Source organism: Aliivibrio finisterrensis (assembly GCF_008933155.1).
Lineage (GTDB): Bacteria > Pseudomonadota > Gammaproteobacteria > Enterobacterales > Vibrionaceae > Aliivibrio > Aliivibrio finisterrensis.
In genome coordinates this window covers 81,304-93,614 of sequence record NZ_WBVP01000013.1, presented here as the reverse complement: position 1 = coordinate 93,614, position 12,311 = coordinate 81,304, and the positions used below count along the sequence as shown (strand labels likewise).

General features: G+C 38.8%; 10 protein-coding genes. 9 read left to right on the top strand and 1 reads right to left on the bottom strand.

Translation table 11 applies throughout. From position 1 onward, the window contains the following. Positions 1-118: 118 nt before the first annotated feature. Positions 119-988 (bottom strand): UTP--glucose-1-phosphate uridylyltransferase GalU, encoded by an 870-nt coding sequence (gene galU / locus F8B77_RS12330; protein WP_151655568.1) that lies wholly within the window; start codon positions 986-988, stop codon positions 119-121. A 507-nt stretch (positions 989-1,495) separates the two neighbouring features. Here galU and F8B77_RS12325 point away from each other — a divergent pair. From F8B77_RS12325 to F8B77_RS12285, 9 genes are all read left to right on the top strand, one after another. Further along, positions 1,496-2,035: a single-stranded DNA-binding protein gene (locus F8B77_RS12325; RefSeq protein ID WP_151655555.1), complete on the top strand. Its 540-nt coding sequence runs from the start codon at positions 1,496-1,498 to the stop codon at positions 2,033-2,035. 398 nt (positions 2,036-2,433) lie between these two features. Further along, on the top strand, positions 2,434-4,413 hold the full coding sequence (gene csrD / locus F8B77_RS12320) for an RNase E specificity factor CsrD (protein ID WP_151655554.1): 1,980 nt from the start codon (positions 2,434-2,436) through the stop codon (positions 4,411-4,413). Between the two features lie 128 nt (positions 4,414-4,541). Beyond that, on the top strand, positions 4,542-5,990 hold the full coding sequence (locus F8B77_RS12315; protein ID WP_244298259.1) for an MSHA biogenesis protein MshI: 1,449 nt from the start codon (positions 4,542-4,544) through the stop codon (positions 5,988-5,990). Beyond that, positions 5,990-6,628: a type 4a pilus biogenesis protein PilO gene (gene pilO, locus F8B77_RS12310; RefSeq protein ID WP_151655552.1), complete on the top strand. Its 639-nt coding sequence runs from the start codon at positions 5,990-5,992 to the stop codon at positions 6,626-6,628. Before F8B77_RS12315 ends, pilO begins: the two co-directional genes overlap by 1 nt. Before the next feature lies 1 nt (position 6,629). Then, positions 6,630-6,965 carry a type IV pilus, mannose-sensitive hemagglutinin D (MSHK) gene (locus F8B77_RS12305; protein ID WP_151655551.1) on the top strand — a complete coding sequence of 112 codons (336 nt, stop codon included), beginning with the start codon at positions 6,630-6,632 and terminating at the stop codon, positions 6,963-6,965. 11 nt (positions 6,966-6,976) lie between these two features. Continuing rightward, positions 6,977-8,608, top strand: coding sequence for a pilus (MSHA type) biogenesis protein MshL (gene mshL, locus F8B77_RS12300; RefSeq protein ID WP_151655550.1), 1,632 nt, complete (start codon positions 6,977-6,979; stop codon positions 8,606-8,608). An 11-nt stretch (positions 8,609-8,619) separates the two neighbouring features. After that, a complete protein-coding gene (locus F8B77_RS12295) occupies positions 8,620-9,468 on the top strand; it encodes an ExeA family protein (protein WP_151655549.1) in 849 nt (282 codons plus the stop codon). Continuing rightward, positions 9,465-10,577, top strand: a complete 1,113-nt coding sequence (locus F8B77_RS12290) for a tetratricopeptide repeat protein (RefSeq protein ID WP_167512815.1) — start codon at positions 9,465-9,467, stop codon at positions 10,575-10,577. The genes F8B77_RS12295 and F8B77_RS12290 overlap by 4 nt, the downstream gene beginning before the upstream one ends. Further along, positions 10,577-12,301, top strand: a complete 1,725-nt coding sequence (locus F8B77_RS12285) for a GspE/PulE family protein (RefSeq protein WP_151655547.1) — start codon at positions 10,577-10,579, stop codon at positions 12,299-12,301. Before F8B77_RS12290 ends, F8B77_RS12285 begins: the two co-directional genes overlap by 1 nt. Positions 12,302-12,311 lie beyond the last annotated feature (10 nt).

Genomic DNA, 12,311 nt, shown 5'->3' with positions numbered 1-12,311 from the left:
ACAGCAAAGGGGTACTGGGTAAAAAAACAGTGGTTTTATTAGAGGAGAGATTCTATAGGGGATATAAAAATGCCCTGTAATGAATTACAAGGCATTATTCTAGCTAGCAAATTAAAGGTTATTTTTTACCTGTTTTTTGTTTTGCAAGTTCTGACGATTTTTTGTCTTTTAAATAAACATTCTCATAGCAGTAGTTGGTTGCTTCGATATAACCTTCAACGCTACCACAGTCAAAACGCTTACCTTTAAATTTATACGCAAGAACACAGCCTGATTGAGCTTGTTTTAGTAGTGCATCCGTAATTTGGATCTCACCGCCTTTGCCTGGTTCTGTTGTTTCTAGGATCTCAAAAATATCAGGAGTTAAGATGTAGCGACCAATAATAGCAAGGTTACTTGGTGCTGTGCCTGGTTCTGGTTTTTCAACCATGTTATCTACACGATATAAATCGTCTTTGATCATCTCACCAGCAATTACGCCGTATTTGTGAGTTTCGTTATCTGGCACTTCCTCTACTGCCACAATAGAGCAGCGGAATTGTTTATACAGCGCAACCATTTGAGAAAGAACACCTTGTTCTTCATTTACGCATAAATCATCAGCAAGTACGACCGCAAATGGTTCATCACCCACTAACTCACGGCCAGTAAGAATTGCATGACCTAAGCCTTTCATTTCACGCTGGCGGATATAGGTAAAGTTAGCCGCGTCGATCAGCTCACGCACATCTTCCAGTAACTCTTCTTTATTTGTGCCACTAATTTGATGTTCTAGCTCGTAGTTTTTATCAAAATGGTCCATTAAAGAGTGTTTACCACGACCTGTTACAACACAGATCCCGTCCATTCCAGCATTAATTGCTTCTTCTACACCATATTCAATCAGAGGTTTGTTTACGACTGGCATCATCTCTTTTGGCATTGATTTGGTTGCTGGTAAAAAGCGAGTGCCGTAGCCTGCGGCAGGGAAAAGACATTTTTTGATCATCATTGAGTCCTAGATAGACAATATTTTAAATTCGTTGAAAGCCCTTTGAGCTTCATCATTATGGATGCAGTTTAGCGATTAAACATAATGAAATGAAGCGCTTTGAGTAAAACAATCATCTCGTGTAGCCATTAATGCGATTCATCTATGAATAATTAGTTAAAACTAGGTTTAATATTAAGACTGAGGAGCTGTTTTACCCCTATTTCACATCTCGATGAGGCATTATAGAAAATATAAATGCTAATTGGTTGATTTGATTAAGTACAAAGCAAGAATAGCGAAATGAGTATATTAAGTATACCCATTGTAATTAAAAGAGTGCCCTGAACTTTTTAGCCGTGTGAGTAGTTAGAATTATTTAACTGTGTCTCTATTTTAGGAGGTTATGAAATGGATTCCATCTTTAGGGGTATCAGAAATAACCTTGAACGTGTTAGACTGAAGACTACTGTATATATAACCGGGTGATATGAATATTCACCTCTAATCTATCTGGAGCAAACTATGGCCAGCCGTGGTATTAATAAAGTTATTCTTGTGGGTAACTTAGGGCAAGATCCTGAAATCCGTTACATGCCAAGTGGCGGTGCGGTAGCAAACATTACAATTGCAACGTCTGAATCATGGCGTGACAAAGCAACTGGTGAACAACGTGAAAAAACTGAATGGCATCGCGTTGCTTTATTCGGAAAATTAGCAGAAGTAGCTGGTGAATATTTACGTAAAGGTTCTCAAGTTTATGTTGAAGGCCAACTTCAGACGCGTAAATGGCAAGATCAAAGTGGTCAAGACCGTTTTACTACAGAGGTTGTAGTTCAAGGTTTTAATGGCGTAATGCAGATGCTTGGTGGCCGTGGCCAAGGCGCACCTGCTGGTGGTCAACAGCAAGGTAACTGGGGCCAGCCTCAACAGCCTACTCAGCAGAATAATGTTGCACCTCAACAGCAGCAATATCAACAAGCGCCTCAGCAGCAAGCTCAACAAGCACCTCAACCTCAATACAATGAGCCGCCAATGGATTTTGATGATGACATTCCGTTTTAGTTCGCCAAAAAATTAAAGTGTATACTCATTTACTGTTTGATTTAAGCCTCTATTTTTAGAGGCTTTTTTATTATGAGTAATCTAATCAATGAGTGATATTTATTGTTAAGTCAGGAAGTTTATTACTAATTCAACGGTTTATTATAATGAGTAGAGTCATTCAACTCTTAGAGAAAGAAAGTGTTTTGTTTAATTGAATTCGATGTTCACGCCGTTACCTTAGTGAGCTAAAGGGCCTATAGTGATGTATAATTACTCTGTTACTGAAGCTTCGTATCATAAAGAACTTAAGTAAGGTCTTTGTATTACATCTAATACGGGCTTAGAGATAGCTCAAAAATTTACATTTTAAATTGTGGCATGATTCAAAGCCAACTTTTTCAAGGAAGAAAAGTTTAATGAGAAAAACCCCTAGTTTACGGTTGAGTAACCGATTAATTTCGTTTGTAACATTAATGGTTTCAGCCGCTATTTTTATTTTATTTATTGGTGGGACGATCTCATTTAAGCAGATAGGCAATGAATATCTTGAGCACTATTTAATTGGTGTCGTTAATGTTGTTGATGAAGAGCTTCTTCAGCCAGAGGAAGCAAAATCAATGACTAAATGGCTACCTAAATTATTAAAGGCAAGCAGTGTAGTAAGCATGGAGCTATCTTCACCCACCGGTGTCGTTTACTCTTTTCAAACCTTAGCGGTTATGCCTGATAATAATTTACTATATCAAAAAACACTGCCTTTAGAACAGAATAAAGGCTATTCCATTACTTTCAAATCCGTCCCTCCTTATAGTGCTTTTACTTATTCTTTAGGGGCGTTATTTTCAATTACAGCTGCGATTGCCGTCATTATCGTCTCATTATTGTGGGGCGTCGTCTGGTTAAGAAAACAACTGCATGGTTCAGAATTATTAGAAGAACGTGGGCGTATGCTACTGGCAGGAAAGCTAGATGATTACGCCATAGGTAATGAAGAAGAGTGGCCAGCAACAGCAAGCTTGGCTCTTGATAACGTGATTGCTGAGTTGAAAGATGCAAGAAAAGAGCGTAGCCGTTTTGATACATTTATACGCACGCATACCTTCCTTGATCAACTTACAGGTTCGGCAAATCGAGTGTTATTTGACAGCAAGTTAGAGTCAACTCTGCAAGAGTCAGAAAGCCAAGGGGTTCTGTTATTATTACGTATCAATGGTTGGGAAGAATTAATTGAAGAAAGTGGAAATGCAGCTGGAGATGAACTCATTGTCGAGATAGGGAAGCAATTAAACAATGTAATGCAACGTTACAATGACAGTGTTCTTTCTCGCTATTATCAATCTGATTTTGCGCTTCTTATTCCACAGCAATCACTAAAAGAAGCAAAAGTTTTAGCTTCACAATGTTTAAAAGTGATAGAAAAAATTATTCCACCTAAAAGCCTAGATATTGATAATTGGTGCCATATTGGTGTCAGTATGTATGTGAGTGGGGAGAGACGAGGTCGCTTGATGGATGAGCTTGATATGGCTCATCGTAGTGCATTATTACAAAACAATAATAGCTGGTCATTGTTTAAAAAACAGCAGCAACTGACTGAAAGTTTAGGAAGTGTGCGCTGGAGAAACTTGTTTGATGCTATTTTTTCTCAAGATCAATTAATTCTATATAAGCAATCAACATTCTTATTTGATGGTGCTGCTCTGAATCCGCTTCACTTAGAGCTTTTTTCTCGAATTAAAGATGAGAATGGTGTGCAGATCAAAGCGTCTCGATTTTTACCTGCGATCGCACAAGTAGGGTATCAAATTAAGCTAGATGCTGCCGTGTTAAAACAAGTTTTCCCTTTACTTAGTGATCCTGAATTTTCGCAGCATTCTTTTTCTGTACACTTGCATGTTAAAAGTTTACAAAATTCAGGATTTATTAGGCAGTTACGAAATCGACTATTACAAACACCTCGAGCTCAACTTCAGCGGTTAAGTTTTGAGTTAGTTGAAGGGCAAGTAGTTACTTACTTAGACGCGGTAAGACCAGTAGCAAAGTTAATAAAAAGCTTTGGTTGTCAGTTAATTGTAGAGCAAGCGGGAAGAACAATAGTGAGCACTCACTATATTAAGGATTTAAATGTTGATTACATTAAATTACACCGCAGTTTGATGAAGGATATCCCTCAACGATATGAAAACCAATTGTTTGTGAGAAGTTTATTAGGTGCTTGCGAAAATACAGGTTCACAAGTTCTTGCTGTGGGTATTGAAAATAAAAAAGAATTAAAAGTAATAAAAGAGCTTGGTGTTGAAGGTGCTCAAGGGCGAATTTTCGAAGCAGAAACGGCCTTGTTTCACCATAAAGAAAAGCTATCAATACCTAAAAGAAGAAGTCGTTGGGAAAAGTAAGTTTTTCGTGTTTTATGAAGTACAACATATCAGAAAAGAATAGAATGCTGTATTATCGCGAAAATTGCGCTTTTTTGAGAGCATAGTAAATAAAGTGAGAGATAAGAGACTAGCAGTAGATGAAGATAATGGATGCATTTAAAAAACTGAAGCTATCTCGTTCAGTCAATGTCACAGCATCAATTGTGATATTGCAAGGCGGTATTTACATTGCAAAAAGTGGTGGAAATAAAGCGCTTAAAGAGCAAGTTTTCATGCCTGTTAGTCAGCCTCAAGCGTGGAGAGATTCGCTTGTTAGCGCTTGCCAAAAGGTGGGTTTATCTGACTGCTGTGTAAATATTGTTATCGGTTCTCATTTATATCAATCCTTTCAAATAGAAACCCCAAATATCCCTAAAGAAGAGCTGCCAGGTGCATTGCCTTTTTTAGTGAAAGATTTAATTAGTGATAGAGTCTCTGACATTATTGCTGATGGTGTAGATATTACCAACGGGAAAATGCAGGTTTATATTTCTCAGGTTTCAGTAATAGAAACGATTCTTGAGTTATTAAAACCACTTTCAATTCAGATATCTAACGTGACGCCTGATGAATTAGTGTGGAAATACGCTAAACCAGAACAAAATAGCTTCATGTTATTAAGTCACAGTGCTTCTGCTGAATTTAAGTTGCTTGCTTTTAATGAAGGTAATTTACATTTAAACCGTTCATTACGTGGTATTACAGCCCCATTAACTGGCGAACTATCTAATAGCTTTCAGCTTGATAGTTTAGCTTTGGAATTACAGCGTTCTTTAGATTATTTAAGTGCACAACTGCATGGCGTTAATATTAATCACCTTTATTTCCGTTGTGATGATGAAGATGATGCTGACCTTTCTGCTGAACTACAAAAGCGTCTTGGTGTACAAGTCGCATCCTTATTGGTCGATGAGCCAAGAGTATTTTACTCTGGTGAAATACTAAGCTGGTTAGGATTATTTAACAAACCTGATATTAACTTATATAACGACAGACTGAAGCCTAAAGTCGATCACTTTACGTTACAAAATGTGATAATTAGTTGGGGAGTAGGTCTTGCTGTTGTAGGTATGATTACGGGCTATTATCAGTGGCAATTGAACCAGTTAGAAAGTCACCTCACTGTATTATCTTCGCAAGAGCAGAGTTATCAGCAAGAACTGGGTAGCTTGAACAAGCAGCTTGAAAGTCATAAACCATCCGCGGCAAAATTAGCTGCAATTAAGCGCTTACAAGAAGATATTGAATCTAAGAAGTCATCATTAAAAGTTATCGATAACTTTGATGAAGGAATGCAAATTGGTTATTCCGGTGTGATGAGTAGCTTAGCTCAGCTTGGTAAAGGGAACATATCGTTAACAAAAATTTATATTTCAGGAGAAGATGTAAATTTTGTTGGGTACGCTCGAACACCAGATGTGGTGCCACATTGGATACAGAGCTTTGAAAATGAATTGCATCTTATTGGCCGAACGTTTAATCAGTTAGACATAAAAACCGATGAGAAAGGATTGGTGTCGTTTGTTTTAAACACTAAAGCGGCAGAGGAAAAATAATGGAGAATTGGATTAAAGCCAAAGATGCATTTTTTGCACTTTCACAACGAGAAAAAATACTTATTACTCTGGTTGGTTGGTTCGCGGTCATTTTTATCTCATTTAGTCTGTTTATTGAGCCAGCGCTTGTTGCGAAACAGAAGACTGAGCGCGAAACTTATCAGGTAACTAATTCAATTACATCGTTAAAACAGCAAATTGAGTTAGCTCACTTTCGCTTACAAAAAGACCCAAATGTTGAAGTGGACAAGCAGTATCAAGATCTAACGTTACAAAGCCAAGATTTAGCTCAATTATTGTCTAATCGAGTTGCTGCATTGGTTTCTCCTACTCAGATGGCTCAGCTTTTAGAAACCGTATTACAGCAGTCGTCAAAGTTAACCTTGATCTCTATGAGTACGCAGCCTTCAGAGCGTTTACTTGATGAGAATAATAAAGCGGGTTATTACATTCACCCGGTTAAATTAGTGTTGTCAGGTAACTACTTTGATATAGAAATGTATTTATCAAGTTTAGAAGCGTTACCTGTTAAATATTATTGGAGAAACTTCCGCTATGAGGTTAAGACATACCCAACGGCAGAGCTAACGATTGAAGTATATACACTTGGTTCAAGTAAAGGATTTATCGGCGGTTAATATGAAGGTTTGTCTTATTTTATTGGCTTTATTTTCAAGCTTTACGTTTGCTTCAGATAGCACTGAAGGGCACGATCCAACTGAACCATTAAGTTGGACTAAGCCTGTAGCTAAAAAGAAAGTGGTGACTAAAAAACGTCATTACTTCCCATCTCTGCAAGCGATTAGTTGCAGTGGTACAAATGATTGTTATGCCGTATTAGATGATAAATCAATGAAAAAAGGCGACAAAGTATCAGGATATACCTTATTAGCGGTTCGTGAAGATAGCGTTTCTATTGGTCGTTCTGGTAAAACGTGGCAACTTTCTCTATTTTCACAAAATATTAAGAATTAAGGTTTGCAGTAATGAAAGTATGTAATGTCATCATTGGATTAATGGTTGCATCATTAACAGGATGCTCAATGGGTCATCGAGATCCTGTTGAAATTAAACAAACCTTAGATAAGTCTATTAATGATAATGGCAGTCAGTTACTTGTCGATTTACCTGCATCTGTCCAGGCAGATCTGATGCCTGAGCTCAACGCAAAATCGGTTGAAATTGAAGATCCAGTGAAGCGCTTTAGAGTTAAGGCGAATGGTGTTAATGCAAAGGCTTTCTTTACCAGTTTAGTGAAAGGGACGGAATACAGTGTAGTAATACATCCTGCAGTTTCTGGTCGTATTACGATGAATGTTAACGATGTCACTCTAGATGAAGTACTTTCTTCTGTTGAAGACTTATATGGCTATGAAATTGTAAAGTCAGATAAGATACTGCAAGTTTACCCTGCGGCTATCCGCACAGAAACAATCCCTGTTGACTATTTACAGCTTACTCGTAAAGGCCGTTCACTAACGACAATAACAACCGGCTCTATCACAAATTCTGATAATGCTTCTTCCTCAGGAAACAACGACAATTTAAGTTCAAGCAGTAGCTCTTCATCTTCAGCTACAGGTGGAACAGAAATTGAAACCACTAGTGAAAGTGATTTCTGGAAAGAGTTAGAGAAAGCGGTTTCAGTGATGATCGGTAATGGTTCTGGTCGTAGTGTCGTAGTTTCACCGCAAGCCAGCGTTGTAACGATTACCGCTTCTCCAGATGAATTACGTAAGGTCAGAGCATTTTTATCAACCTCACACAAACGTTTACAGCGCCAAGTGATTTTAGAAGCAAAATTATTAGAAGTAACTTTAAGTGATGGCTATCAACAAGGCATTAATTGGACTAATTTAAGCGCATCAATTGGTGGTACTGATATTTCTCTGAGCCAAACGGCGGGTACTACCGCGGGGGTTTTACCCGGAATGGATGCGATTGGAACACTGCTTGGGGGGCAAACCAATATTAAGATTTCTGATGGTAACTTTGATGCTGTTTTAAGCTTCATGGATACTCAAGGTGATTTGAACGTTCTTTCAAGCCCTAGAGTGACAGCGGCAAATAACCAAAAAGCCGTTATTAAAGTGGGTCGTGATGAATATTTTGTTACTGAAGTATCAAGCGTAACAGGCAGTGGTGATAATTCAAATGCGTCGCCAGAAGTTACTCTGACGCCATTTTTCTCTGGTATTTCATTAGATGTGACCCCTCAAATCGATGATAAAGGCAATGTAATGTTGCATGTACATCCTTCTGTTATTGATGTTGAAACAGAAATTAAAGAGATAGATCTTGGCGATGTAGGTGGCGTACTTCAATTACCATTGGCGAAAAGTTCAATTCGTGAATCAGATTCGGTTATTCGTGCTAAAAGTGGGGATGTGGTGGTTATTGGTGGTTTGATGAAATCCCAAATCGTTGACCAAGTATCTAAAGTTCCATTCTTGGGAGATATTCCAGCATTAGGCCATTTATTCCGTAATGTAAGTAAGTTAACTCAGAAGACCGAGTTAGTTATTTTATTAAAACCAACGGTGGTTGGCGTGGATACTTGGCAAGAAGAGTTAGAGCGTTCTCGTGATTTATTACAAGAATGGTTCCCTGACGAGTAGCGACTACTGTTATGTACGAGCAACATTTTGGCTTAAAACAACTTCCCTTTACGTTAACGCCAAATACCTCTCTTTTTCATGGATTACCGCCTCATTATGAGGCGATTCAAACCGTTTTGTCAGCCATTTCAATGGGAGAAGGCGTCATTAAGGTGACAGGTGAAATTGGGACTGGGAAGACGCTTGTTTGCCGAATGTTGATGAGCCAACTCCCTATGAATGTCGAATTACTTTACTTACCTAATCCTGTTATGAATGGTCGAGAGTTACGGCAAGCATTAGCCAAAGAGCTCTGGCTAGAACAAGAAGGAGATGGCACTGCTTTAACTGAGCTTATCCATGAAAAATTGATTGATATTCAAGCGGAAGGAAAAAGTGCAGTAGTGTTCATCGATGAAGCGCAAGCCTTGAGTGATGAAGCGCTAGAAACCCTACGCTTATTTGGTAATTTAGAAACGGATTACACTAAGTTACTTCAGATTGTACTATTTGGGCAGCCTGAATTAGATGATCGTTTGCAGCAGCATCATCTACGACAATTAAGACAACGAATTACTTTTTCAGCAAAATTACGCTCACTTAATGTAAATGAAGCGGTCGCTTATATTACTTATCGAATGAAAGAGTCTGGGGCTCAAGTCAATCCATTTACCCTAGCTCAAATGAAAGCGGTTTGGCGTGCGAGTAGTGGCGTTCCTCGATTGATTAATCAAATATGCCATAAAGCGTTACTTATTTCTTTTGCTGAACAATTGGATAACGTATCGAAAAAAGCGGTATTTAATGCAATTATAGATACAACTGATACCATCAAACCCAAGCACTATTTTCCCAAGTTTTGGGGTTGGAGAGCCTTGTGAGTGCCACAAATAAAGCCCTGTTAAACATAACAAAACAAGATACAGACATAGAGAAGAAAACATCTCTCTCTCAAGCTGACGTACCTAATATTGAATCAAAATTTAAAGCACCTTTCTTTTTTGCTATTGGTGTAATAAGTTCATTGTGTTTAATTGGGTGGGCAACACTGAGCAATACTCCAAATGCCATTAATAATGAACATCAAGTACCAGAGGTGATTGTAGAGGACGTTGTTGATCATTCAGAACTTTCTAAAGGCTCTTATTTACCTGTCAATTCACCAACGGCAAAAATTGTTACCTCAGAAGTTAGTCGTATATATTTGAATAAAAATATTGATGAGAAACCCTCAAGCCATCATATCGAATTACCGAAAGTAGAAGAAAGTTCGGTACGTGTTGTAAATAGCGACACAACGCCAACGAAAGCTAAAGAGGTGTCTATTGTTCCAGATACACCTCGCGAACACGCTATTAATCAGACTGAACCTCAAGAGCAATTACACGTTGAAGAAGTAGAGGTTCTGCCTTCCGAACTGGCTCAGAGAAATCGTGACGCAGCAAAAAAAGCCCTAGATAACTCTGATTTTAATACAGCGATGAAAGCTTATTATAGAGTATTGAAATACCAACCTAGTGATGAAGGTTCTCGTAAAAAACTAGCGGCTTTGCTTTATGGTAAACGTGAGGTTCAGGAATCAGCAGCCATCTTACAACAAGGCATAAGGTTAAATAATGACAGTATTGACTTACGTTTAGCTTTAGCCAGTTTATTGCAAAAAGAGGAGCAGCCAGAAGCCGCACTCTCTGCATTAGAATATATACCTTTAGGGGCGTCTGTCGATTATTTAGCTACGCGTGGTGGCTTAGCTCAAAAATTAAAATTGATGGATTTAGCTGAAGAAAGTTACCAAATGTTGGTAGCGAAAGATCCAGATAATGGTCGTTGGTGGCTAGGGTTAGCTATTGTATATGAGAGAAATGCACAAGTTAAAGAGGCACTGAAAACTTATAAAGTGGCATTAACAACACCTGGTTTATCACGATCTTCTCAGGTGTTCGTTCGAGATAGAATTAAGTTATTAGAAACAATGGAAGGTAATGAATAATGCGTCTTCAGTTAAGAAAAAGACTTGGTGATTTATTAGTCGAAGAAAACATTGTTACTGAACAACAGATTGAACAGGCGCTAGCGGCACAGAAAACAACTGGCCGCAAGCTGGGCGCAACACTTATTCAGCTTGGTTTCTTAACCGAAAAACAAATGCTAACTTTCTTATCTCAGCAATTAGATGTGCCTTTGGTGGATCTAAGCCGTGCAGATATTGATGCCGCAGCAGTGCAACTACTGCCAGAGGTTCATGCGCGTCGCTTAAGAGCATTAGTACTTAGCCAGCATGGCAATACTATTCGTGTTGCGATGAGTGATCCAGCCGATCTTTCTGCTCAAGAAGCTCTATTCTCTCAGCTTCAACAATATCAAATAGAGATGGTTATCGCTTCAGAAAGACAATTAGTCGATAGCTTTGATCGTTTTTATCGCCGAACTAAAGAGATAGCTTCATTTGCAGAGCAGTTGCATTCAGAGCACCAAGAAACGGACGACTTTAACTTTGGAATATCAGACAGTGATAATGACGAAGTTACCGTTGTAAAGTTGATTAACTCATTGTTTGAAGATGCGATCCAAGTTGGAGCTTCAGATATTCATATTGAACCAGATGATAAAGTATTACGACTTCGTCAGCGTATTGATGGCATATTGCACGAAACCCTACTTAATGAAGTCAACATTGCGCCAGCATTAGTATTGCGTCTAAAACTAATGGCGAATCTTGATATCTCTGAAAAGCGTTTGCCTCAAGATGGGCGATTTAATATTAAATCTCGTGGTCAGTCAGTGGATATTCGTTTGTCTACTATGCCTGTGCAATACGGTGAATCGGTCGTTATGCGTCTGCTTAACCAAACCTCTGGGATCCGAGAGTTAGAATATTCAGGAATTCCTGATCATCTTTTGGTTCGTTTACGTAAGCAGTTAGGCCGCCCTCATGGCATGATCTTAGTAACCGGTCCTACTGGTTCAGGTAAAACGACAACATTGTATGGTGCATTAAGTGAGCTTAATAAACCAAGTAAAAAGATCATCACCGCTGAAGACCCAGTAGAATATCGATTACCACGTATCAATCAAGTTCAGGTAAACAGCAAGATAGATTTAACCTTCTCTAAAATTTTAAGAACCTTCCTACGTCAGGATCCTGATATCATTCTTATCGGTGAAATGCGTGATCAGGAAACGGTTGAGATTGGTTTGCGAGCAGCATTAACAGGCCACTTAGTATTATCAACGTTACACACTAATGACTCTGTTGATAGTGCGCTTCGTATGATGGATATGGGGGCGCCTGGCTATCTTGTTGCTAGTGCCGTTCGTGCGGTATTGGCCCAACGCTTGGTAAGAAAAGTGTGTACAGAATGCTCAGTGCCTGATCCTTTAGATGAATCACGTTTGCAATGGGTGCAAAGTCGCTTTCCAAATCAAGCCTCGGTTCCATTTAGAAAAGGCGCTGGTTGTCAAAGTTGCAACTTAACAGGCTACAGTGGTCGAATTGGTGTCTTTGAATTATTAGAATTAGACCAACCCATGATGGATGCACTGCGTGGAAATAATGCGGTAGAATTTGCTCAAAAAGCACGAGAAAACCCAGATTACAAACCCTTACTAGCCTCAGCAATGGAGTTAGCAATGAATGGCATTATTAGTCTCAATGAAGTGATGGTCTTGGGTGAAGGCGATAGCTCCTCCTCTCATCAACCAATATGGTTATAGGCTGTTAAAC